This is a genomic window from Paraburkholderia sp. CNPSo 3274 (genome assembly GCF_024206475.1).
In the GTDB taxonomy this organism is placed as follows: domain Bacteria; phylum Pseudomonadota; class Gammaproteobacteria; order Burkholderiales; family Burkholderiaceae; genus Paraburkholderia.
The window spans coordinates 219,892-243,460 of the sequence record NZ_JAMBPR010000002.1 but is presented as its reverse complement, the minus strand read 5'-3'; the positions used below and the strand labels follow the sequence as shown (position 1 = coordinate 243,460).

Below are 23,569 nucleotides of genomic sequence, written 5' to 3'. Positions count from 1 at the left end.
CGCTTACACGGGCTCGTCTTCCACGGGCGTGCTTTCGTTTTCGATGTTGTGCTGGTCCTTGCGCAGCAAGTCCCAGCAACTGATGAAAAGCGCAGCGACGAGCGGCCCGATCACGAAGCCGTTGATGCCCATGAGCGAAATGCCGCCGAGCGTCGAGATCAGCACGACCCAATCGGGCAGGCGCGTGTCCTTGCCCACGAGCAAGGGGCGCAGCACGTTGTCCACGGTGCCGATCACGACGGAGCCGAAGATGATCAGCCCGACCCCCTTCGCCACCGCGCCTGTGGAGAGGAAGTAGATCGCAATGGGCCCCCACACGAGCGCCGCGCCCACGGCGGGCAACAGCGAAAGCAGCATCATCACGAAGCCCCACAGCAGCGCGCCCTGAATGCCGAGCACCCAGAGCGCGATACCGCCCAGGCCGCCCTGCACGACCGCCACCGCGACGTTGCCCTTCACCGTCGCGCGGATCACCGTCGTGAACTTGCGCATGAGATGCAGCTTGTGCTGCTCGTCGAGCGGAATGGCGTCGCGCACGAGCCGGGAAATTTCGCGGCCGTCGCGCACGAGAAAGAAGAACAGATAGAGCATCACGCCGAAGCTCACCAGAAATTGCAGCGTGTTCTGCCCGAAGGAGAGCGCACGCGTGGCGACGAACTGGCTGATCTGCGCGGCGCCCGCAGAAAGGCGCTGCTGCAGCCCCGGCAGATCCATGAGGTTGTAGCCCGCAAGCAGGTTCTGAATCGACTCGGGCATGGCATGGACGATCTGCGTGAAGTACGCGCCGAAGTCGAGGCTGCCGCTGCGCACCTGCTGATACGCCGAGGCGACCTGCTGCACGAGCGTGGCCGTCACTAGCGTGAGCGGAAAGATCACGATGACGAGGCAGATGGTGAGCGTAATGAGCGCGGCGACATTGCGCCGCCGCCCGAGCCGCGCGACGAGGCGGCGCTGCACGGGCTGGAAGATCAATGCGAGTATGGCGCCCCAGAGCACCGTGCTGAAGAACGGCGCGAGGATGAAGCAAAGCGCGATGGACACCGTGAACAGCAGCAAATAGAACGATGTCTGGTGAAGGTGCTTGTTGCCTTCCATGTGCGATGAATTCCGGTTAAAGCTGCCGGGCGGACGAACGGCGGCAACGTCCGATGATACCGGCAAGGCCGAGCGGGCCATCGGGCGCAGCGCGCGCCCAGTGGTTCACTGTGCGCCCACGAGCCGCACGCGCGTGATTTCCGAAGGTGCGCCAAGGCGCTTGGGCGGCCCCCAGTAGCCGGTGCCGCGGCTCGTGTAGACCCACAGGCTGCCGAGCTTTTCGAGGCCCGCCGTGAACGGCTGCTGCAGCCGCACGAGAAAATTCCACGGGAAAATCTGGCCGCCGTGCGTGTGGCCGGAGAGTTGCAGCGTGAAGCCCGCGTCGACGGCGGCGTGGGCCGTGCGCGGCTGGTGCGCGAGCAGGACGCGCGTGTCGACGTCGGCGGGCGCGCCGCGCAGCGCTTCGGCCGGATCGCTGCGGTGCGCGGGATCGAACTGGCCGCCCGTGTAGTCGGTCACGCCGGCCAGCACGAGCCGCGCGCCGCCGTGCTCGATCACCACATGCTGGTTCATCAGTACCGTGAGGCCGATGCGGCGGAATTCGGCAATCCAGGCGTCCGCGCCCGAGTAGTACTCGTGGTTGCCGGTCACGAGATACACGCCGTGATGCGCGTTGAGCTTGCCGAGCGGCGCGGTGTGGTCGGCGAGATGCGCCACGCTGCCGTCCACCACGTCGCCCGTAATGGCGACCACGTCGGCGTCGAGCTGGTTCACGGCGCGCACGATGGCGTCGACGTAGCCGTGCTTGATCGTCGGCCCGACGTGGATGTCGCTCAATTGCACGATGGTGAAGCCCTCGAGCGCGGCGGGGAGGCCGCGAATCGGCACCTCGACGTTGCGCACGCGCGCGCGCCGCCGCGCGTTGAAGAAGCCGAACCCGGAGGAGAGGAACGCAAGCGCGATCACCGCGGCGGCGCTTACGGTGCGCCAGCCGGCGAGATCGATGGCGTGGGGCCACAGGGCCTCGACGGTCATGGCCGAGGCGAGCACGATGTCGCGCGCGATCGTCAGCATGAGCAGCGACGAGAAGAAGCCCATGGCGAGCATGCCGATCCAGGCGAGGCGGTCGCCGAGCGGCTGGCGCTTGAAGCGCCGCGCGAGCATGCCGGGCGGAATGAGCAGCACCGAGAGCACGAGCCACAGCACGGCGAGCCATTTGCCGGCGGCGGCCACGGGCAGGTCGGGAATCAGGCGAAAGCCGACATAAGCATGCAGCAGCACGCCGATGGCGATGAAGCGGACCAGAAACGAAAGTCGGGGCATGGCGGCGCAAACGGATGGGAGCGGACCGACGCGGACTGGTGTGCCGGGCATGGCGCACTGCAGCAAAGCCCAACCATCGAGGCCCGGTCGAAAACCCGGCGGACGGGGCAGAACAGGCAGGCTATGTTGCATTTTACCGGCGCTGCAGACTTCGTGCCGGTAGGTGGCGGCCGTTTCCGGCCGCGCATGCTGCAATGCGTCATGAAAGGGTTTCCGAAGAACGCATCAACATACATGCATGCGTGTATGCATGCGCCTTGACGCTTTATCGCCTGCGCGTGTGGCAGTGCGGCATTTCCCTGGATTGCCAGCGCGATCTCACTCGTCGCATTATGTTCTCGTGGGGCCGGGCACACTCTATTAAACGTCCATTGAATCGGCTCCTGCGATGGACTATGCTGAAAATGAGGCCCGCGCGGTTCCGGGCGCTCTGGGGAGACGGATCATGAAAGGTATCCGGCCGGTCGCACATGGGCTGCATGAGGGTCTGCATGGTCGTCACGTCGGGCGCGAGGGCAGCCATGTCATGCTGCCGATGGTCGGGCTCTCGATCATGGCCATCGCGCTGTATATCGCGGTCAAGCGCATCGATATTCTCGAAATTGGCCGAAGCGCGTTATTCGATGTCGTGATGGTGTTCGTCGCGCTCGGTATCGCGGGCATGTTCGGCGTGCTGGGCGCCTGGCTGCGATCCCGCACCACCGACGAACCCGCCGAAGGCTTCTGCTTCATCGGCGCGCTCATCGGCGCGGCGGTGTTCTACATCGCGCTGCTTACCTGATTCGTTGGTTTAAAGTTTCTGTTGATTCGCTATCCTGCGGGAAGCGAGGGCGCGCGGCGGCCGGGTCCGCGCCATGCGAAACTACGTGTTTTCCCGCTCGATTGAAGCACGCCCGATGTTCGATCTTTTCGACGATACGCCTGCCCCCGACGTGGCCTGGCATCCGTCATGGCTCACGCCAGAGGCGGCCGCCGAGGCGCTCGCGCGCATCATCGCCGAGGCCGACTGGCGTCAGGAACGCATTCGCACGCCCGGCGGCTGGGTGGACCAGCCGCGCCTCACGGCCTGGCAGGGCGACGAAGGCGCGGTGTACGTCTATTCAGGCATCCGAAACATCCCGCAGCCGTGGACTAGCCAGGTAGGCGAACTGCGCGACGCCATATCGGCGCTTTGCGGCGTGCGCTTCAACAGCGTGCTGCTCAACCGTTACCGCACCGGCACGGACAGCATGGGCTGGCACGCGGACCACGAACCCGAACTCGGCCCCGAGCCGGTGATTGCCTCGCTGAGCCTTGGCGCGACGCGGCGCTTCGACTTGCGCCACAACGCGACGGGCGTGGTGCGTTCTTTCCGGCTGACGAGCGGCAGCCTGCTCGTGATGCAGGGAAAGACCCAAGCGCAATGGCGGCATCGCGTGCCGAAGGAGCCTGCCGCGAGCGGCGAGCGCGTCAACCTCACGTTTCGTGTGATAACGGCGGGTTTGCGGAAATAAGTGCCGAGATCGCTGCAAATCGTTGATAAATCGCCGATTTTCGAAGGGCTGACTCCGCGAGCGTGAGTAGCTCTGCGCTAAAAATCAAATAAGAATTTATGCGCATAAACGCCAAGGTCGGCATTTGTGCTGCGATCAGACGTCCTCGCCGAGCCGTCGCCGCACGATCGCGACGAGACGCGCCAGCGGCAAACCCGAGCCCGCGAGCGCGGTCACCTCGGGATAGTGCTCGCGCGCGATGTCCGTGAGCACCTGGCCGGGCGGCGCTTCGACCAGCACGCTCGCGCCCGACTCGATCATGACCGTGAGCGCATCGTACCAGCGCACCGTGTAGCGCATGTTGGTGGCGAGGTCGGCGCGGATGGCGTCGGCGTTGTAGAGAGGCCGGCCGCCGCGATTGTCGACGTAGACGCCACGCGGCGTACGAAACGGTATGTCTCGTGCCCACTCGGAGAGTGCCTCGGCGGCCTCGGCCAATAATTCGCAATGCGAAGGAACGGCCACCGCGAGCCGTTGCGCCTTGCGCGCGCCAGCGGCGAGCGCACGGGCCGCGAAGGCTTCGAGCGCGCCATCGGCGCCGGCTACGACGATCTGGCGCGGCGCGTTGACGTTCGCAACGTACACTCGCTCGCCGCCATCGCGTGCATGCACATCCGCGAGCGTTTCCACCTGCGTCTCGCTCAGCCCCGCGACGGCCGTCAGGCCATAGCCCGAGGGCCACGCGTTTTCCATCAGCTCGGCGCGCTTGCGCACCATGTGCAGCGCGTCGCCAAACGCCAGGGCCTCGCAGCTTACCGCGGCTGCATAAGCGCCCACGGAAAGCCCCGCGCTGAATTGCGGCGCGAGTCCTTCTTGCGCGAGCGCGCGCGCCACGGCTACGCCCGCGACCGTGAGGCCGATCTGAACGGCAACCGTGGAGCGCAAGGCGTCGTCGCTATCGAGCGTGAGGACGTCGAAGCCGAGTGCAGCCGACGCCTCGTCGAGCGTCGCCTGCACGGCGTCGTGCTGCGGCAGTTTGTGGAGGAAACCAGCGTTTTGCGCGCCCTGGCCGGGAAAGAGCAGGGCGAGCGTCATGGGGCTTGCCACGGATCGGCGACGAGTTGCGCCCCGCTGGAAGCGCGCGCCAGCACGCGCGGCTTGTGCGCCGCGAGTTCGGCGAGCGCGACGCCGCCTGCGGGCGTTTCGAGTTGCGCGTCGATGCGTGTGCCGGAGCGGCTGGCGGCTTGCGCGAGCGTCTGCGCCAGCGAGTCGAGCGCCGCGCGTGAGACACGTTGCGGCAGGCGAATCAGGATGTCGAGATCGCTCGATGCCGTGAGGGTGGGGACGCCCGTGGCGAGTTCGAAACCGGCGCTGCCCGTGGGGCCCCAAACGTAATTGCGCAACGGCGCGGCGCTTGTGCGCAGGGTGGCGAGCGCGATGTACGCGGGCAGTGCTCGGCGTGTGCAAAGTGGGTCAATGCCGAGAAGGTCCTCCGGACCACAAGATGATTCGATATCCTCAGTATTGAGCCACGTGCCAAAACGCTCCGAACGCACGCGGCCGCGCACCCCTACCGGCACGAAACCCGCCGCCGCGCATGTGCGCCGCACGACCACCCAGGGCGCGCGGGCAAGCGCGTCGCGTACCCAATCCGGCTCGTCGCCTGACGGTGTATGGCGCGCGATGCGCAGCAGGTCGTGCGCGCGCCAGCGCGCGTCGTCCACGCGCGGCGCGTCAACAGCAAACGGCGGGGCGGCGCAGACGCGCATCAGCTAGCGTCCCACTGTTGCGCGAGGCGCTTGCGCACCTCGATCGACGCCGCACGCGTACGCTGCGCCGACTCGCCTTGCAGTCGATGCGCGAGGCCGCTCCTGTCGTCGCGTGCTTCCCGCACCTTACGTGCGAGCACATCGCGCACGCGTGCGATCTGCGCAACGCTCGGCGCGTCCGCATCGACGCCTTCGATCAACTCGTCAAGCAGACCGAGCTTCGCGAACGAAGTCATCGAATATGACATCGGCACGATCTTTTCGCCAAGCTCGTCGAGGTCCTCGACGCTGCGCCGTGTGACGCGCGCAGCCGCTTCCTTGCCCATGGCGTGGACCATCGTGCCGGGCGCGTCGAGCGCGACGATGCGATTGGCCTGATAGCCGTGTGCGAGAAATGCGCCCGACATGGCGGGCCCGACGATCAGCGCGACGACGGGATGCCCCGCGAGCCGTGCGCTTGCGTAGGCGTCCACGGCCGAGGCGCAGGCGAGGTGAATGCCGAGCATTTCCTCTCGATAGCCGTAGGCCTGGCTCTTCACATCAACGATCGCGATGATGGGGCGGCGCTTGCCGCTTGCGGCGTCTTCGGCAATCGCCTCGCGCACGGCCTTCGCGAGACGCCAGCCTTGTTCGAGGCCCACCACGTTGTCGCGCGCGCGCGGAAAGCGGTTCGCGGGATCGGGCGCGACGGTAATGAAGCGCGCGGTCTCGTCGTCGAGCGGCGCATCGGCGTATTGCACGCACGCGCCCTGCGTGTCCGTGCCCGCGAGGGCGCGCAGCCAGCGTGCGCCGCGGCTCGTCGTCGTGTCGTTCATGCGTTTTCTCCGCTCAGGTTCAGGGGCGAAGCGGTGAACACCGCACGCATCGTTTCGGGGGTGACGCTGGCGGGATCGATGTGCGCGAGTTTCGCGAGCGTGGCATCCACATCCGCCGAGCGTGGCGTGTGCGGCGTGCCTTGTGCAAACGCCGCGCGCACGGCCGCGCGCACGTCGTCCACCGCGTCTTCGACGAGCGCATCGGCGAAACCTGTCTGCGCGCGCTGCTCGCCCCCGATCAATTGCCACACCTGGCGGCGGTCGCTCGAATCGAGTTCCTCGATGCCGGCTTCCTGCTCGATTACCTCAGGACCATTCATGCCGAGGCGGCCTTGCTTCGTCATCACGAGCGTCGAACACAGGGCAGCCGCGAGCGACATGCCGCCAAAGCAACCCACCATGCCCGCGATCACGCCGACCACGCTCACGTGCGCGCGCAACGCGACGATGGCCGACTGGATCTCCGCAATCACGGCGAGGCCGAGATTGGCCTCCTGCAAGCGCACGCCACCGGTTTCGAACAGGATGACGGGCCGCACGATCTTGCCGCGCTCGCAGTCGGCAAGTGCCAGTTCGAGTGCGGCGGCGATCTTGCTACCCGACACTTCGCCGATGCTGCCGCCCTGGAATGCCGATTCGATCGCGGCCACGACGGCGGGCTGTCCGTCGATAGTGCCGCGCGCGATCACCGCGCCGTCGTCGGCCTGGCAGACGATGCCCTGCAACGGCAGCCACGGCGATTCGATACGGTCGAACGGCCCGAGCAGTTCGCGGAACGTGCCCGCGTCCAGCACGGCGGCCGCGCGTTCGCGCGCGCTCAATTCGATGAAGCTCTCGCGCAGCAGCGTGCCGGGCGTCAGTTGATTAGTGCTGCTCATGACTGCGCCTCCTGCGCGGCTTCCACGGCTTCCGCGAGCCGTAGCGCCACCACGCCCGGCGTGGCGCCGAAGTCGTTGATTTCGATGAGCGCCGCGCCGTCGTAGCGCGTGAAGAAGCGGTCGAGCACGCTCTTCCAGATGTGGCTATAGCCGTCCACGCTCGTATGCACGACCACGCGCGCCTGCATGTCGCTCGCGGGCTGCAGCAGCACTTCGAGATCGCCCGAACCCACCACGCCCACGTGCGCGCGCGTCGTCACGGCGCGTTGCGCCGGATAATCGAATGTCAGTTGTTCCATGAAACCGTCCTCCCACCCATGCGGTGCTGAACCAGTCTGTCGATGAAGAGCGTCGCGGCGAGCAGATCGGCCGCGCCACCCGGCGATGCGTTGAGTGCGAGCAGCGCGCGTTCGAGCGCGTCGAACGCGGCGCGGCCGGCTTGCGTGGCGACGCCGCCCGCGTCGCGCACGTGCTGCGCGCCCGCTTGGGCGGCCTCGCGCCCGGCGAGCCCCGCGCGATGCAGCACGCAGGTGTCGTCGAGCGAGGCCATGATCGCGAGCAGGGCGTCCACGCGCGCGTGGGCTTCGTCGTGGCCTTGCGCGCGTGCGGCGCGCAGTGCGGGCAAGCCCACGCGCACGACGTGCGGAAAGCCTTCTTGCGCTTCGCTGCGCGCGCCGCCGACGTTGTAGCGCTGACGCACGCGCGCTCCGTTGCTTTGCGCGGGCTGCGCGAGCAGGTCGTCGTAGCGCGCGATCTGCGCAGCCGTTTCGCAGATGTGCGCCGCGTGGGCACACTCGCTGTCGCTGCTTTGCGGCCTATGCACGATCGTCGCGCCCGCCACCAGCAGCCCGACAATCCAGATCGCGCCGCGATGCGCGTTGCTGCCCTGTGTCGCGCGCATCATCGCGGCTTCGCCGGCGCGGCCGATGCGCGCGAGATCGGTGCGCAGCGCCGTGCCGGGCGCGGCTCCGCGCGAAGCGCGTGCGAGCGCTTCGAACGTGGGTTCGAGCGCGTGCGCCGAGCGCAGCATCGTCGCGAGATCGAGATCGCTGTGCGCGCCACTACCGCGCGCGTCCACGAGCGCGGGCTTGGGCGTGAGGCGCACCTCTTCGATCAGCGCGTCGCGGGCGAAGCGTGCGAGCTGCGCGTCGGAGGAGGGCGGCCGCGCGTCGCCAGCATACGAGACACGCCGCGCGAGACCCGCCGAGCCCTCCGCAAGCACCGTAAAAGGTAGCGTGCGCATCGCGCTTACCAGCTACGGAAACGAGCGGGCGGCGTATAGAGCCCGCCCGACCACGTCACCAGATCGTCGATGCTGCGCGCCGCGAGCAGCGAGCGCTTGGCGTCGCCGCGCAAAATCCCGAGATCCTCGGGGAACTGCACGATGCCGCGGCGGCGCAGTTCGTCGGTTTTCTGCTGCTGCGCGCGCAGGCCGATGGGCGTCACGCCCGCCACGGCCGCGAGCGCGGCGCGGCGCTCGTCGATGCCCTCTGCGCGATGCAGGTGCGCAATGCCTTCTTCGGTTACGACATGGCTCACGTCGTCGCCGTAGATCATCACGGGCGCGACGGGCATGCCGCTCTTCTGGCCCACGGCGATGGCGTCGAGTTCGTCGACGAAAGTCGGCTCGCCGCCTTTCTTCCAGGTTTCCGCCAGTTGCACCACGAGCTTGTGGCCGCGCGAAACGGGGCCGTTGTCCTTGAGCAGCTTGAGCCACGCTTCGCTCGCATGGCGCCGTCCGCGCGGATCGTGGCCCATGTTCGGCGCGCCGCCAAAGCCCGCGAGCCGGCCACGCGTGACGGTGGACGAATTCGCGTCCGCGTCGATCTGCAGCGTCGAGCCGATGAAGAGATCCACGGCATATTGCCCCGCGAGCTGGCACAGCACGCGGTTCGAGCGCAGGCTGCCGTCGCTGCCGGTGAAGAACACATCGGGCCGCGCGGCGATATAGGCTTCCATGCCCACTTCGCTGCCGAAGCAATGCACGCTTTCCACCCAGCCCGATTCGATGGCGGGAATCAGCGTGGGGTGCGGATTGAGCGTCCAGTTGCGGCAGATCTTGCCCTTGAGGCCGAGCGATTCGCCGTACGTGGGGAGCAGCAATTCGATCGCGGCGGTGTCGAAACCAATACCGTGATTGAGCGCGGCGATGCCATAGGGCGCGTAGATGCCCTTGATGACCATCATCGCGGTGAGCACCTGCAAGTCGCCGATATGGCGCGGATCGCGCGTAAAGAGCGGCTCGACCGCGAACGGCCGGTCGGCCTGCACGACCACGTCGACCCACGAGCCAGGAATGTCCACGCGCGGCAGTTCATCGACGATCTCGTTCACCTGCACGATCACGATGCCCTGGCTGAACGCTGCGGCTTCGGCGATGGTCGGTGTGTCTTCGGTGTTCGGGCCGGTGTAGAGATTGCCGTGGCGGTCGGCTTTTTCGGCGCACAGCAGCGCGACCTGCGGAATCAGGTCGACGAACATGCGCGCGTACAACTCGACATAGGTATGGATCGCGCCCACTTCGAGCTGGTCATCTTCGAGCAACTGCGCGACGCGCAGGCTTTGCGCCCCCGCGAACGCGAAGTCGACGCGGTGCGCAATGCCGCGCTCGAACAGCGTGAGATGCTCGGGGCGGCTGATGCTCGAAATCAGCAGGTGAACGTTGTTGACCTTGGCCGGGTCGGCCTTGGCCAGCGAGCGCGAGAGGAAGTCGGCCTGCTTCTGGTTGTCGCCTTCGAGCGCGACGCGATCGCCTGGGCGGATCAGCAGTTCGAGCGCGTCGGTCATGCGTGCGGCGGGCAGGACGCCGTCTTCGAGCCAGCCCGAAACGGCGGCGAGGCGGCGGGCCTTTTCGTCGCGGCGCGTGGTCCACGAACGCGGTGCGAGGTCAGGCGAGGTTGGCGTATCAGCTTGAGGCTTCATCGGCAGTTCGGCTCCGTGAGCGGGAAGAGGCGGCGCGCGGCTTTGCGGCGGCGGTGTGTCCCGAAGGCGGCACAGCCGGCAGCGCGGCGCGCTCGGTCAGGAAACGGTAGATGAGTTCGCCGGTGCCGAGCAGGTGCTCGGCCACGAGCTTTTGCGCAGTGGGCACGTCGCCGCGTTTCACGGCGGCAAGAATTTCGGTGTGCTCACTATCGGAATCGCCTTTGTATTCGGGGAAGCCGAATTTCAGGCGCAGATAACGTTCGCCGCGGCGATGGAGTGCGGTGAGCATCTCCATCAACTGCGGGCGGCCGGCGGGCGCGTAGAGGCTCATATGAAAGGCCTCGTTGCGCGCGACGTAGAGCGACGGATCGCGCTCGCGTTTTGCGGCCGCGGCCAGCGCGGTCACTTCGCGCAGCGTGGCGCTCGTGTGATTCGGAATGGCGAGGCCGAGCGCGAGGCTTTCGAGCGCAGAGCGGATCTCGTAGATTTCGCGCGCTTCGTCGGCGGAAAGCGAGGCCACGCTCGCGCCCTTGTTCACCTCGATCTTCGCCCAGCCTTCGCTCGCGAGCTGGCGCAGCGCCTCGCGCACGGGGATGGCGCTGACCGAAAAATGCCGCGCGATCGCGTCCTGGCGCAGCGGCGCATTGGGCGCGAGCTTGCCCTCGACGATCGCGCTGCGCAGGGCGTCGGCGATCATGCGTGAGGTGCTGGTGCGGGGCGCGGTAGCGCCTTCCAGGGGAAAACCATTCGTTGCGTCGCTCATGAGATCACATATTATATATAAAACGACCGAGGCGGAAGCCTCGAAAACCCGCAACACAGAAACACTGGATTCACTATAGACGGGTAAGAAGAACGGGGGCTTACAGGAGTTCCTGAAGAGGGCCGGGACGCTAACGGCTTGCATTTCCGCGTTTCGCGGCGCGCGTGCGCATCCTGCTGCGCGTGCTGGCGAGGCATCAAAGGAGAGAGGAGCATCATGAATTCGATCACCGAGTCCGCGCGGCGAACTCGCACCAAGACACCGCTCAACCGGTCGCAGATCGCCGGTTTCTGGGGCGCCTGGGCAGGCTGGACGCTCGACGGGATGGACTCGTTCATCTACGCCCTCGTGCTCACCCCCGCGCTCACGGAGTTGTTGCCGCGCTCAGGGTATGAGGCGAGTGCGGCGAACATCGGGCTTGCCGGCTCGATCCTGTTCGCGCTCTTCCTCGTGGGCTGGGGGCTGTCGTTCATCTGGGGGCCGCTCGCGGACCGTTTCGGCCGCACGCGCGTGCTGGCCGCCACCATCTTCATGTTTGCGATCTTCACGGGACTTTCGGCCACCGCACAGAGCGTGTGGTCGCTCGCCATCTACCGCTTTCTCGCGGGCGTGGGCATCGGCGGGGAGTGGGCGCTCGCGGGCACCTACGTGGCCGAATCGTGGCCCGAAGACCGCCGCAAGATGGGTGCGGGCTATCTGCAGACCGGCTATTACGCGGGCTTCTTCATTGCGGCCGCGCTCAATTACACGGTCGGCGTGCACTTCGGCTGGCGTGCCATGTTCCTCACGGGCGCGGTGCCGGTGGTGGTGGCAATCCTCGTGCTCACGCGTGTGGAGGAACCAGCCAAGTGGCAGAAGTCGGAGGCAAGCCATGTGCATCGCGGCCGCCCGCTGCGTGAAATCTTTGGCGACGTCTACCGCCTGCGCACCGTGGTGGCGTGCGCGTTGCTGACCATCGCGATCATCGGGTTGTGGGCAGGTGCGGTTTATGAGCCGTCCGCCGTGATCCAGCTGGCGACGAAGGCGGGTGCTAACAAGGCAGAGGCGATCCGCACGGCTTCTATCGCCACGGGCATCCTGTCGATCGGCACGATCCTTGGTTGCCTCGCACTGCCACCCATGGCCGAGCGCATCGGCCGCAAGTGGACGCTCGCCGTCTATTTCACGGGCATGGCCGTGACGATCGCGGCGAGCTTCGGCTGGGCGTTCTACCTGGAGAACGGACTCGTGCCGTTCATCGCGCTGCTCTTCGTGCTGGGCTTCTTTGGCGGCAACTTCGCGCTCTTCAGCCTCTGGCTGCCTGAACAGTTCGAGACGCGTGTGCGTGCTACGGCGTTCGCGTTCTGCACGTCATTTGGCCGCTTCGTGGGCGCGGGCGTGAACTTCCTGCTTGGCGCGGCCGTGCTGCGTATGCACACGCTTGGCGTGCCGGTGGCGCTCACGGCGCTGGCCTTCGTTCTCGGGCTCCTGATCATTCCGTTTGCGCCGGAAACGAGGGGTCAAACGCTGCCTTCCTGATCCCGATATGCGGCGCGTTGATTAGCGCCGCGCCTTCACGAGCCTCGGCGGCAACAGACGCCAGCCGAGATTGACCCCGAGGCTCGCCGCTACGATCAGCACCATGCCCGCAAGCTGCGGCACGCTGAGCGCGCGACCGTAGACGATCGCATCGACGGCGATCGCGGTGAGCGGATACACGAACAGCAGCACGGCGATCACGGGCGTGGTCAACATCGGCAGCGCGCCATAGATCAGCACGTACGAAAGTCCTGTATGCAGCACCCCCATGCCCACGAGCCAGCCCCATTGCGTGGCGGAAATGTGCGTGAGTTCTAGCGGCGCGAAAAACGGCGCGATGAGCGGCAGGCACACCGAACCCACCACGCATTGCGTCAGCGTGAGCAGATGCGGGCGAAAGTTGCGCAGGCTCTTGGCGATCAGCGTGACGCTCGCATAGAGCACCGAGCCGCCCAGCGATTCGCCAATGCCGATCATGTAGCTCGCGCGATCGGCCACGTGGGTTTCAGCGAGTACGCCGGAAGCGAGCACGAGTCCCACGAAGGCAATGCCGATCCAGCCCAGCCGGTCGGCGCCGAGCCGCTCGTGAAAGAGCGCTGCGCCCATCAGCACGACCCAGAACGGCTGCACATGGAACACGACTGTCGAAACGGCAATGCTCGTGCGATGGATCGCGTCGAAGAAGGCGACCCACTGCGTGACCATCAGCACGCCTGAAATCAGCGCGAGCGTGAGCGTGCGGCGCGTGAACTGCCGCGGCGAAAGCCAGCCCTTGAACGCGCAATACCCGGCGAGCGCGAGCATGCCGAAAAAGCAGCGGAAGAACACGAGCGTGAGGGCGCCGAGACGCGCCTCCTCGACGAACACGCCGATCGTGCCCATCAGGAGGCCGCCGCCCGCGAGCATGAGGACGCCTTGCTGGCGGTTGCCGTGATGTTCGGATTGCATGGCCGGAGCTGGGGAATCGAAAGCGGGTTGGAGACAAATTAAGTATTCGCCAGTTGCGGGCCGCGAGCAAACGAATTAAATTGAAGAATTCCATCAGCGCAGCTTATGAATTGGCTGCAACACGGCCGGCGTATGAACCCCGAATTCGATGTCGATTTGTTGCGCACCTTCGCCGCCGTGGCGGACGCGGGCAGCTTCACGAAGGCCGCCGTCTCTGTGCATCGATCGCAGGCGGCCGTGAGCATGCAGATCAAGCGGCTCGAGCAGATGCTCGGCACCACGTTATTCACGCGCGACACGCGCAATCTCGCGCTCACGCGCCCGGGCAACACGCTGCTCGAATATGCGCGGCGCGCGCTCGACCTGCAGGAGGAGGCGTGGGCGGCGCTGGTGCGGCCCGAGGTGACGGGGCGCGTGGTGCTCGGCGCGCCCGACGACTACATGGCGTCGCTGCTTTCGCCGGTATTGCGGCGCTTTTCTACCCTCTATCCGCATGTGGAGATCGAGATCGTCTGTGCGCAGAGCGTAGCGCTCGGGCCGATGCTGGCCGACAACAAGATCGACATCGCCTTCGTCACGCGCGACCGCAAGATGCGCGGCGAGTTCGTGCGGGCCGAGGATATGGTCTGGGTGGGGTCCGCCACCGACCCCGCGCCGCTCGCCATGTCGCCGTTGCCGGTGGGGCTCTACGAGCATGGCAGCGTGGCGCGCGCGCATACCGTGGCGGCGCTCGACGCCGCGCACATCCGCTACCGCGCCGCGTATAGCAGCGCGAGTTTGATGGGTTTGACGGCGACGGTGGAGGCGGGCATTGCGATCGTCGCGCTCACGCGTTGCAGCGTGCCGGCGCGCTTCGCGATCCTCGGCGAGGCGCAGGGCCTGCCAAAGATCGAACCGCTGGAAATCGTGGTGGCGCGCAGCGTCAAGTCGAACCGGCCGACTTGCGACTACCTCGCGCAGCAGATGGTGCAGGACCTTTCAGTGCCGCGTCAGCGCGGGTAGACGCTCACTTCGCCGCCTACCGCAAGCCGCACGCGCTCGCCTTCGCGCGGCGTGCGATAACCGGGCACGCGCGCGCGGACCGTTGCGTGCGCATCGATCAGTTGCAGCGTGAGCGCGGCGTCCTGACCCTGGAAGGTGATGGCGCGCACCACGGCTTCCATTGCGCCGTCGCGCAGGGCGGTTTCGGGCAGCACGTCGATCTGCTCGGGGCGCAGCATCACGTCCACGGCGCCTTCTGCGGCATGCTGGTCCTGCTGGATCGGCAGCGCGCCGAGCACGCAATGCGCTCGCCCGTTGGCCACCGTACCCGGCAGCAGCACCGCCTCGCCGATGAAGGCCGCGAGTTCGCGCGTGGCCGGACGGCGATAGAGCGTTTGCGGCGGCCCGCTCTGCAACAGCTTGCCGCTCCACAGCACGGCGACTTCGTGGCCAAGCGAGAGCGCCTCGGCCTGATCGTGCGTGACGAGCACGGCGGTCGCGCCGGCGGCGGCGAGCGCGCGCGCCACGGCTTCGCGCGTTTCGACGCGCAGCGCGGCGTCGAGCGACGAGAACGGCTCGTCGAGCATCACGAGGCCGGGCGAGGGCGCGAGCGCACGGGCGAGCGCTACCCGCTGCTGCTGGCCGCCCGAAAGCTGTTGCGGCGCGCGCGATGCATAGGATTCCGGAAGACCGACGAGTTCGAGCAATTCGGCCACGCGATGGTGCGCGCGCCGCTGCGCACGCGGCAGGCCGAACACGATGTTCTCGGCGACCGTGAGGTGCGGAAAGAGCGCACCCTCTTGCGGCACGTAGCCGATATGACGTTGCTCGGTCGGCAGATGCAGCCGGTCGCCTGCGACGCGGCGGCCGTCGATCTCGATCGTGCCGGCGTCGGCGCGCTCGAAGCCGCACAGCACGCGCAGCAGCGTGGTCTTGCCGCTGCCCGAAGGCCCGAGCAGCGCGACGAGCGAGCCTGAGCGCACGGAAAGATCGATGCCGTGCAGGACCGGATGACCGTCGAAGGCCTTCTGGAGGCCGGAAATGCGAAGTGTGCTCATGGGGCTTAGTGAGGCTCAGGCGTCGTCGGGCGGTGGGTTGGTCGTATCGACGGACATATTCACGGACGCATGGCCCGCGAGCGCGGAACGGCCCGCAAACGCGAACAGCAGGCCCGAGGCGGCGAGCGAAAGCGCGGTAAGCAGTGCGGCGTAGGGCGCGGCGGCCGCGAAGGCGAGCGCCGAGGTGTCGGTCCAGACCTGCGTGGCGAGTGTGTGCGTGCCGATGGGCGCGAGTAGCAGCGTGGCGTTGAGTTCGGTGACCACCGAGATGAACACCATCGAGGCCGCTGCGCCGAGGCCCGGACCCGCGAGCGGCAGCACGACGCGGCGCAACGTTGCGAACCATCCCAGGCCGAGCGCGCGCGCCGTGTCCTCGAGGCGCTGCTGTGCTTGCAGGAGCGCCGCGCGTACGCTCACGAGCGCCAGGGGCAGACAGAGGATCGCGTACGCCGTAATCAGCAGCGTGGTGCCCTGGTAGAGCGGTTCGAGCGCGCGCACTGCGAGCGAGACGATGGCAAGCGCAATGACGAGACTGGGCACACCCTGCGCGATGAAGGCCGTGCGTTCGAGAAACGTGGCGGCGCGGCCGGGATAGCGCGCAAGCAAGTACGCGAGCGGCAGCGCGAGCAGTGTGGTGAAAAACGCGGCGGTAAGGCCGAGGCGCAGCGAGGCGAACGTGGTCGAAACCAGCAACTCCGGCGAGACATCCGCGGGCGTGATTGCCGCCGCGCCGGGCTGCGTGAGCCAGTAACCGATCATCGCGAGCGGGACGCCGAGCGTGGCCACATTGAGCGCGACGAAACCCGCCGCGACGGGCCAGCGCCAGCGGCCGAGCGCATGGCGCACGCTCGCGCGGCGCGCGCCGCGATCCACGCGCTCGTAGCGCGCGCGCCCGCGCACGCGAAACTCGAGCACGAGGCACACAAGGCAGAGCAGGATCAGCACGCAGGCCAGCAGCGATGCACCGCCGCCATCGAAGCTCGTGCGGTATTCCGCGTAGATTTCGGTTGTGAACGTGCGAAAGCGCAGCAGCGTAAATGCACCGAATTCGGAGAGCACGCCAAGCGCGACGAGCAGCATCGAGCCGAACAGCGCGGGTCGCAATTGCGGCAGCACGACGCGCACGAAAACGGCCCAGCGATTGCAGCCGAGCGCGCGCGCCGATTCTTCGAGCGCGGGGTCGAGGCCGCGCAGCGCGGCGGCCACGGGCAGGTAGACGAGCGGGAAGTAGGCCGTCGTGATGACGATGAACGCGCCGAGAAAGTCCTGCAAATCGAGGCTCAGCGAGACCCACGCGTAGCTCGTGACGAACGCGGGCATGGCGAGCGGCGCGGCTGCGAGGAGCGCCCAGGCGCGCCGACCCGGCACGTCGGTGCGCTCGACGAGCCACGCCACCGCGGTGCCGAGCACGGCGCAAGCGAGCGTGGCCGAAACGGTAATCGAGAGCGTGTTGACGAGCAACTCGCCAACCAGCGGCCGGAATATCAGCTCGGCGGCGTCGGCCAGACCAAAGGACAGCGCGCGCCAGAACGTCAGCGCGAGCGGCAGCAGCACCAGCAGCGGGCCGAGCGCGGCGGCGGCGAAGAGCGCGCGCGGCGCACGCCGCCGCGCGCGCGGGGGAGGGACCCCCGCGACATCCACTTGATGAGACTCAGGCACGGCCTGCGCCGTCGTAACTGCTTCGCTCACGATCTTGCTTCGTACTCCATGCCGATTACAGCAGGCCAGCCTGACGCAGCAACTTGCCCGCCTGGCTGTCGTCGCCGAGCTGCTGGATGGTCAGCGCGGGCGGCTTCAGCTGGTCGAACGGCTTGTTGATGGGATCGCTCGCCACACCGGGCCGCAGCGGGTACTCGAAGCTGATGTGGTTCTGCGCCATCAGCTTTTGCGCGCGCTCGCTCACGAGGTAGGCGAGGAACTTCTGCGCACCGTCCACATTGTGCGCGGACTTCATCACGGCGGCGCCCGAAACATTGACGAGCGCGCCCACGTCGCCATCGGCGAAATGCGCGACGGCACTTTGCGTTTTCTTGTCGCCGATCTCGGCGTGCAGGCGGTCCCAGTAGTAGTTGTTGATGATGCCGGCGGCGACCGCGCCGCGATTCACGGCGGCGACCACGCCTTCGTCGTCGTCGAAGATCTGCGAGTTGGTCTTCAGACCCTTGAGCCATTCGAGCGTTGCGGCCTCGCCCTTCACGGCGAGCACGGCGTCGACGAGCGGCAGGAAGTCGGCGTCGCTCGGTGCGATGCCGACCTTGCCCTTCCATTCGGGTTTGGCGAGATCGAAAATCGACTTCGGCAGTTGCGCGGGCTGCACCTTGGCCGTGTTGTACGCGAGCACGTTCTCGCGCGCGGTCACGCCCACCCATTGTCCTTGCGGCGAGTTGTAGCGAGCGGGCACGGTCGCGAGCGTCGCTTGCTGCACGGGGGAGAGCAGGCCCTTTTCTTCCAGCAGCATCAATTCCGGCGAGTTCTCAGTGAAGTAGACGTCGGCCGGCGTCTTCTCGCCTTCGGCGACGAGCTGCGCCGCGAGCGCCGGACCTTCGCCGCTGCGGATCTTCACGTCGATGCCAGTCTGCTGCCCGAAGTCCTTCGCAAGCTGGTTCACGACCTGCTCGTGCTGTGCGTTGTAGAGCGTAATCGAGGCCGCGTGCGCGGCGAGCGGCAGCATGCCGGCAAGCGCGAGCGAGAGGGCGGCGGCGCGCAGCGGCGCGCGCATCATGGAAATTTTCATATTACTTCGTTGTCCGTTGTTATCGATGGATCTCAGGCGCTGAACAGCTCCGCGCCGATGAACGAGCCCGCTTTCGCACCGGGCGGGCATGCGAAGATCGCGCTGCCGACGTGCGTCGTGAACTGGTTCATCATGTCGAACTTTGCGAGGCGCTCGTTGATCGGAATGAAGCCCGTACGCGGGTCGCCCTGGTGAGCGACGAAGATGAGGCCCGCGTCATATTCGGTTTCCTGGCGCCACGGCGGCCAGCGCTCGATATAGAAGTCTGTGCTGTCGTTGTAAGAGTACGAGCGGCGCAGGATCTGCGCGCCATTATTCGACGCGCGGTTCGACAGACGCACGTGCGAGTTCTCGGGAATCTGCGGATTGCCGTCCTTATCTTGCGCGTCGAGATCGACGTTGTCGAACTCCTTCTTCTGGCCGATAGGCGCGCCGCTGTACTTGTGGCGGCCGAACACCTGCTCCTGGAAGCCCAGTTCCATCTGGTCCCAGTGCTCCAGCGTGATGCGGATGCGGCGCACCACCGTATAGGTGCCGCCCTGCATCCACGGCGCGTCGGCGGCGGTGGCCCAGACGAACTGGTTCATCGCCTTCGGGTCCGTGGTCGGCGGGTTGTTCGTGCCGTCCTTGAAGCCCATGAGGTTGCGCGGCGTTTGCGCGCGCGGGCCCGAGAGAAAGCCCGCCTGGCCCCAGCGCATCGTCAGGATTCCATAGCCCTGGCGCGCGAGCTGGCGCACCGCGTGGAAAGCGACTTGCGCGTCGTTGGCGCACGCCTGCACGAAGAGATCGCCGCCGGTCTTTTGCGCGATCAGCTGGTCGCCGTTGAAGCGCGGCAGGTCGACGAGCGCGGCAGGGCGCTTGCGCGCGAGACCGTAGCGGTCCTTGTCCTGCGACGTGAAGAGGCCGGGGCCGAAGCCGAAGGTGACCGTGAGGCCCGCCGGGCCGAGGCCCAGCACGTCGCCGGAATCGGGCGCGGGGTGGTCGTCGCCAGTGCCGTCCAGCGAGGCCACTGGCTGCGCCAGGCTCATGCGCGCTGCGGACTCGGTCCACTTGCGCAGCAGGTTGATGACGTCGTCGCGTGAGGTCGTCGTGAGGTCGAAGGCCGCGACATACGTGTGCGCCTGCTGCGGCGTCACGATGCCGCCCTGGTGCTCGCCGTAGAACGGCTCGACGGCGAGCATCGGGTCGGCAGGTATCGCGTGGTGCTTTGCCTCGGCGGCCTGGGCGAGGCCGCTCGTGGCCGCGCCTGCGCCGAGGCTCGCACCGAGCGCGGCACCGGCTTTCAGGAAGCCGCGCCGCGCAGGGCGCGATGGTTGGTTGGGGGTATCGTCGGGGGACATGATTATTTAGCCAGCACGAGAGTGTTTACGTCGTCTTGCACGTAATAGAAGCCGTCGCCTGCCGGGGTCAGCGCGATGCCGAACAGGTCGCCGTTGCCCGGAGGAGTTTGCGCCTTGTCGGTATCGATCCAGCGTGCGTAGAGTTGCTTTGCCGCGACCGGGTCGATCTCGACGACCTGGCCGTTCAAGGCATTCGTCACGAGCAGGTGGCCCTGCGGTGTGGTGATCATGGCGAGCGGACGGTGCAGCAGGCCGTCGGCGGTGAGCTGGCGGCCCACGCCCGCGCTTGTGTCGCGCGTGAGCGGGTCTTCGATCACGTTGATGCGGTTGCCGATTGCGTCGGACACGTAGAGCAGCTTGTTGTCAGCCGAAAGCGCGAGGCCGGTCGGGCCGACGAGGAACACGCCCTTGTCCGCCTGCGCGCCGAAGCCGCTCGCCACCACGGTTTCGCTCTTCAAGGCCGGCGCCTGGCCGCTCGGGATGTCGAGATCAAGGCGCAGCACCGTGGCCTGCTTGAACACAGGCGGATTGCCGTCCGCGCCGCCCACGCCGAAGCCCGCGTTGCTCACGAACAGCGTGGCGTGGTTTCCGTTGTCGACCACGGCCATGTTGCCCCACGGGTCATTGATGTTCGGACTGCTGATGACCTTGGCAATCTTGCCACTGCTGTCGAGCACGATCATGCAGCCCGCGCCCTTGGTGCCGGTCGTGCCGTCGTTGCTCGGTGTGCTCCCCACGATGACCCAGCCCGACTTGAGCATCGTCATCGCGGTCGAAAGCCCAACACCGCCCGGACATTCCTTGAAATCGCGCGGAATCGTTGCGAACAGCGTCATCTGCTTCGTGTCGGGGTGATAGTCGACGATCGTGCTGCCGGTGCCCTGCAGGTTGGCCGCGTTGTTGAAGTTGTCGATCAGCACGTCGCCTTCTTTCACCGTGCCGGAGGAGACCGGCGCGACGAAGATCGCATACGGGTTCTGGTCACCGTTGTCGGGCACAGTGTTGATGAGCGTGGTGTGATGCTTGACGGTCTCGAGCAGGCCCTGCGGGTCGGCGTGAGCGGCCAGCGGCGCGCCGGCGAGCGCCGCCGCGGCGGCAAGCGCGAGCGCGGAGCGGACCGCGTGGACCGTGCATTGCAGGAGCGTGCGCGTAGCGTGTTTCATACTGAATCTCCGTGCCTCGCGCGGCCGGCGCGCACGTCGGCAGGAAAACGCGAGGACTTGGGGTTGAACATAGGTCGGTTGCGCTTTCGTGGACTTAGAACGTGATGTTGGTCCGCACGCCGATCACGAACGTATTGCGCAGCGGCGCGGTCGGATCCTGCGGATTCTGGCCGGCGCCCGCGTTGAACGTGTATTGCGCGTCGGCCTGGAGAATCCACCACGGTGTGACCTGGTACTGATAGGTGGCTTCGAGCGCCGTTTCCTGCGTGCGCACGCCGTATGGACCGCCGGTGAACATCTGCTGGTCGAGGTCGAGGTTGTGCACATTGTTGCCGACCTTGATGTACGTGGCGGCAAGGCCCACGCTGTCGTTGTCGCGGCCCTTGAACGGCGCTTTCATCACAATGCCGAGGTTGGCCGCGAGGCTCACGAGATTGCGGTCGCCGGGCGCGCCCATCACGCGCGCGAATACGCCGATGCTGCGCGGCTCGTCCGGGTCGGGACGCCAGATCATCTGGTCGGCCACCGCATAGAAGCTGTAGTTGCCCTGGTGCTGCGCCGGGATGCCGGTCGAAGCCGGATTCGCGAGCGAAAGGCCCGTGTTGTCGAAACGCTGGTCGGCGAACGAGTTGTTGTTGTACCAGAAGCCAAGCTTGTAGGTGCCGGGCAGGCCGTGATTGTCCGCACTGACCAGCTCGCCTTCGGACGGCTGGTTGATGGCGTATTGCAGCTCGCCGATCCACAACGTGCCGTTGTGCAGATTGAAGTTCGTACCGCTAAGGTTGTTCGGATCATTGCCGAGCGGGTCGCCCGAGAACACGCCTGCGAGCGCCGTCAACGAAGGCGTGATCTGCCCGCGTACGCGCACGCCGAGACCCGCTAGCGGATAGGCGGGGCCGCCCGAGGGCATGTCGTACGAAGGCAGCGCCGGCCAGCCGAACATCGTGTTGATGAAGAGCGCCCCGTACTGGCTCACGATGAATTCCTGGTCGAGACTCTGCTGACCGATCTTCACGTCGAGGCGCTTGTCGAAGAACGATTGCTGGTACCACAGCTCCCACAGGCGCGTGGTCGGCGTCGCTTCAATGCCGCTCGCCGTGTTGAGCGTGCCGAGGTTCGACGTGCTCAGATTGGTGCCGTGGATCTGCAGGGCGCTCACGTTGAAGAGGCCGCCCGGAATGCCGAGCGCCTTGCTCGTGTCGACCTGCACCGTCGCCGTCGTGAGGCCGTCGTACGCGCCGCCGGTCTTGAGGCCGCCGCGCAGGTTCGCGAGGTACTCGCTCGTCTCCGTGAGCTGGAATGTGACACCGTATTTGCCGAGCCACGGCCGCAGGCCGCCCATGTCGCCGAGCATGTTCTGGCGCGACCAGAAGCCGGTCCAGAAGTTCGACGGCTGCGCCTGAATGGCGAGGTCGGCTTCCGGGGCTTCAGGGGCGGCGTCGGGGTTCGCATTGCTTTGTGCGCGGGCGGCTCCGCACGCGAAAGTCGCGCTCGCGGCGAGCACAGCAATGGCGCGCAACGCCGGTGCTCGCCGACGCGCCGGGCGGCCCTGCGCTGCGCTGCGCGAGCAGGCCAGCGCAGGCACGCGGACGGTTCGGGTCAATTCCATCGTATTCCTTACTTATTGAAATGATTGCTTGATTGATCGCGTTGGCATTTGTTATTCGCAAGCCGCTGAATACCCGACATCTCCAGACGGCGCCATCGTACTAACAGTGAATGCGAGCGTCAACAAAAACGAGAATGATTCTCAACTGTTTTACGCTTACTTTACGCAGAATCATCGTCATCCTTACGAATTGCTGTCTTTCTCGTGTTTTAACATTACAGATCGTTAGTTTTCGCCGAATTAGTCAGGCGAATGAAGTCGCTTATCATCACGCGTGTGAACGCACGTTCACCGCTCGAACTTCAAAACAAACTGGCTCCATGACCGACATTTCCCCACGCTACGAACTCGATCTCGACGCGTACTTCGCCCGCATCGGTTACGACGGCGCAGATCGCTCAGCGACCCTCGCCGTGCTGCGCGATCTGCACCGTCTCCATCCGCTCGCCATATCGTTCGAGAATCTCGATCCCCTTGCCGGACGGCGCGTGTCGGTCAAGTTGCCGGACATCGTCGAGAAACTCGTAGCGCGGCATCGGGGCGGCTATTGCTTCGAGCACAACACCTTGTTCGCGCATGTGCTCATGCAACTGGGCTTTACGGTGACCCCGCTCGCCGCACGTGTGCTATACGGACGTGAACCCGACGCACGTACGCTGCGCACGCATATGCTGCTGCGCGTGGAAGCCGAGGGTGACTCGTGGCTCGTAGACGTGGGTTTTGGCGGCGCGACCCTGTGCGCGCCGCTCTTGCTTTCCAGCGAAGCGCAACAGCAAACGCCGCACGAACCCGCGCGGCTGGTGACGCTTTCGGCCAATGAGCGCAAGCTCGAACTGTTCGACGGCGAAAAGTGGTTCGATGTCTATCGCTTCGAATTGACGCCCGCGGAGTGGGTCGATTACGAAGTGGCGAACTGGTACACGTCGGCGTCGCCTGAGTCGTTCTTCACGTTCAGCCTGATTGCGTGCATCGCGCGCGAAGGCGGCCGCGCGATCCTGTTCAACGAGGGCTTTACTGAGCGCGACGCACAAGGCCAGGTGAGCGAGGAGCGTACGATTGCAAACGGAGCGGAACTCGCGCAATGTCTGCGCGAACGCTTCGGCATCGATCTCGCGCGCGGCGAAGCAGCGCAGCGTATCGACGCCGACGCGCTCTATGCGCGGATGACGTCGCACAGCGCGCAACAGTAAGCGCGAGTCAGCGTACGACGCGACGCTGCGCCCGCGCGCAAGGAGGGCATC

Annotated in this window: 22 protein-coding genes; 5 read left to right on the top strand and 17 right to left on the bottom strand. The window is 66.4% G+C overall.

From position 1 onward, the window contains the following. Window positions 1–3 precede the first annotated feature (3 nt). Both M3I54_RS02205 and M3I54_RS02200 read right to left on the bottom strand, forming a co-directional pair. Window positions 4–1,095: an AI-2E family transporter gene (locus M3I54_RS02205; RefSeq protein WP_254332661.1), complete on the bottom strand. Its 1,092-nt coding sequence runs from the start codon at window positions 1,093–1,095 to the stop codon at window positions 4–6. A gap of 105 nt (window positions 1,096–1,200) precedes the next feature. Further along, the gene (locus M3I54_RS02200) at window positions 1,201–2,358 is read right to left on the bottom strand and encodes a metallophosphoesterase (protein WP_254332660.1); all 1,158 of its coding nucleotides are present in this window, start codon (window positions 2,356–2,358) and stop codon (window positions 1,201–1,203) included. A 445-nt stretch (window positions 2,359–2,803) separates the two neighbouring features. Between M3I54_RS02200 and M3I54_RS02195 the strand changes: the two genes are divergently transcribed. Then, complete coding sequence (locus M3I54_RS02195; RefSeq protein ID WP_254332659.1) at window positions 2,804–3,139, top strand: hypothetical protein; 336 nt, start codon at window positions 2,804–2,806, stop codon at window positions 3,137–3,139. Between the two features lie 115 nt (window positions 3,140–3,254). Next, window positions 3,255–3,851: an alpha-ketoglutarate-dependent dioxygenase AlkB gene (locus tag M3I54_RS02190; RefSeq protein WP_254332658.1), complete on the top strand. Its 597-nt coding sequence runs from the start codon at window positions 3,255–3,257 to the stop codon at window positions 3,849–3,851. A 135-nt stretch (window positions 3,852–3,986) separates the two neighbouring features. Here M3I54_RS02190 and mdcH read toward each other — a convergent pair whose 3' ends face one another. From mdcH to M3I54_RS02150, 8 genes are read right to left on the bottom strand one after another with little or no spacing between them, the layout of a single operon-like run. After that, window positions 3,987–4,925: a malonate decarboxylase subunit epsilon gene (gene mdcH, locus M3I54_RS02185; protein WP_254332656.1), complete on the bottom strand. Its 939-nt coding sequence runs from the start codon at window positions 4,923–4,925 to the stop codon at window positions 3,987–3,989. Beyond that, window positions 4,922–5,599 carry a malonate decarboxylase holo-ACP synthase gene (locus M3I54_RS02180; RefSeq protein WP_254332654.1) on the bottom strand — a complete coding sequence of 226 codons (678 nt, stop codon included), beginning with the start codon at window positions 5,597–5,599 and terminating at the stop codon, window positions 4,922–4,924. The genes mdcH and M3I54_RS02180 overlap by 4 nt, the downstream gene beginning before the upstream one ends. Further along, window positions 5,599–6,414, bottom strand: coding sequence for a biotin-independent malonate decarboxylase subunit gamma (mdcE, locus tag M3I54_RS02175; protein WP_254332651.1), 816 nt, complete (start codon window positions 6,412–6,414; stop codon window positions 5,599–5,601). The genes M3I54_RS02180 and mdcE overlap by 1 nt, the downstream gene beginning before the upstream one ends. Further along, window positions 6,411–7,292, bottom strand: a complete 882-nt coding sequence (locus tag M3I54_RS02170) for a biotin-independent malonate decarboxylase subunit beta (protein WP_254332649.1) — start codon at window positions 7,290–7,292, stop codon at window positions 6,411–6,413. The genes mdcE and M3I54_RS02170 overlap by 4 nt, the downstream gene beginning before the upstream one ends. Continuing rightward, a complete protein-coding gene (locus tag M3I54_RS02165) occupies window positions 7,289–7,591 on the bottom strand; it encodes a malonate decarboxylase subunit delta (protein WP_042265098.1) in 303 nt (100 codons plus the stop codon). The genes M3I54_RS02170 and M3I54_RS02165 overlap by 4 nt, the downstream gene beginning before the upstream one ends. Beyond that, on the bottom strand, window positions 7,579–8,535 hold the full coding sequence (locus M3I54_RS02160) for a triphosphoribosyl-dephospho-CoA synthase (protein WP_254332646.1): 957 nt from the start codon (window positions 8,533–8,535) through the stop codon (window positions 7,579–7,581). Before M3I54_RS02160 ends, M3I54_RS02165 begins: the two co-directional genes overlap by 13 nt. Window positions 8,536–8,540: 5 nt before the next feature. Then, complete coding sequence (gene mdcA, locus M3I54_RS02155) at window positions 8,541–10,214, bottom strand: malonate decarboxylase subunit alpha (RefSeq protein ID WP_254332644.1); 1,674 nt, start codon at window positions 10,212–10,214, stop codon at window positions 8,541–8,543. Beyond that, window positions 10,198–10,977 carry a GntR family transcriptional regulator gene (locus tag M3I54_RS02150; protein ID WP_254332706.1) on the bottom strand — a complete coding sequence of 260 codons (780 nt, stop codon included), beginning with the start codon at window positions 10,975–10,977 and terminating at the stop codon, window positions 10,198–10,200. Before M3I54_RS02150 ends, mdcA begins: the two co-directional genes overlap by 17 nt. Before the next feature lie 216 nt (window positions 10,978–11,193). On the opposite strand from M3I54_RS02150, the gene M3I54_RS02145 reads away from it, so the two are divergent. After that, a complete protein-coding gene (locus tag M3I54_RS02145) occupies window positions 11,194–12,495 on the top strand; it encodes an MFS transporter (RefSeq protein WP_254332642.1) in 1,302 nt (433 codons plus the stop codon). A gap of 21 nt (window positions 12,496–12,516) precedes the next feature. On the opposite strand, the gene M3I54_RS02140 is transcribed toward M3I54_RS02145, so the two are convergent. Then, window positions 12,517–13,443: a DMT family transporter gene (locus tag M3I54_RS02140; protein ID WP_254332640.1), complete on the bottom strand. Its 927-nt coding sequence runs from the start codon at window positions 13,441–13,443 to the stop codon at window positions 12,517–12,519. A gap of 132 nt (window positions 13,444–13,575) precedes the next feature. Between M3I54_RS02140 and M3I54_RS02135 the strand changes: the two genes are divergently transcribed. Beyond that, window positions 13,576–14,445 (top strand): LysR family transcriptional regulator, encoded by an 870-nt coding sequence (locus M3I54_RS02135; RefSeq protein ID WP_254332704.1) that lies wholly within the window; start codon window positions 13,576–13,578, stop codon window positions 14,443–14,445. On the opposite strand, the gene M3I54_RS02130 is transcribed toward M3I54_RS02135, so the two are convergent. The 6 genes from M3I54_RS02130 to M3I54_RS02105 form a co-directional block, all read right to left on the bottom strand. Continuing rightward, window positions 14,433–15,482: an ABC transporter ATP-binding protein gene (locus tag M3I54_RS02130; protein WP_254332638.1), complete on the bottom strand. Its 1,050-nt coding sequence runs from the start codon at window positions 15,480–15,482 to the stop codon at window positions 14,433–14,435. The genes M3I54_RS02135 and M3I54_RS02130 overlap by 13 nt on opposite strands. 15 nt (window positions 15,483–15,497) lie before the next feature. Next, the gene (locus tag M3I54_RS02125; RefSeq protein ID WP_254332702.1) at window positions 15,498–17,141 is read right to left on the bottom strand and encodes an iron ABC transporter permease; all 1,644 of its coding nucleotides are present in this window, start codon (window positions 17,139–17,141) and stop codon (window positions 15,498–15,500) included. 55 nt (window positions 17,142–17,196) lie between these two features. Next, window positions 17,197–18,216, bottom strand: coding sequence for an iron ABC transporter substrate-binding protein (locus M3I54_RS02120; protein ID WP_254332636.1), 1,020 nt, complete (start codon window positions 18,214–18,216; stop codon window positions 17,197–17,199). A 32-nt stretch (window positions 18,217–18,248) separates the two neighbouring features. Continuing rightward, window positions 18,249–19,556, bottom strand: a complete 1,308-nt coding sequence (efeB, locus tag M3I54_RS02115; RefSeq protein ID WP_254332634.1) for an iron uptake transporter deferrochelatase/peroxidase subunit — start codon at window positions 19,554–19,556, stop codon at window positions 18,249–18,251. A gap of 2 nt (window positions 19,557–19,558) precedes the next feature. After that, window positions 19,559–20,719 carry a hypothetical protein gene (locus tag M3I54_RS02110; protein ID WP_254332633.1) on the bottom strand — a complete coding sequence of 387 codons (1,161 nt, stop codon included), beginning with the start codon at window positions 20,717–20,719 and terminating at the stop codon, window positions 19,559–19,561. 94 nt (window positions 20,720–20,813) lie between these two features. After that, window positions 20,814–22,328 carry a carbohydrate porin gene (locus tag M3I54_RS02105; RefSeq protein ID WP_254332632.1) on the bottom strand — a complete coding sequence of 505 codons (1,515 nt, stop codon included), beginning with the start codon at window positions 22,326–22,328 and terminating at the stop codon, window positions 20,814–20,816. 320 nt (window positions 22,329–22,648) lie between these two features. Here M3I54_RS02105 and M3I54_RS02100 point away from each other — a divergent pair, with 320 nt between their 5' ends. Beyond that, entirely contained in the window at window positions 22,649–23,518 is an 870-nt protein-coding gene (locus M3I54_RS02100) for an arylamine N-acetyltransferase (protein WP_254332631.1), read from the top strand. The last annotated feature ends 51 nt before the right edge of the window (window positions 23,519–23,569 follow it).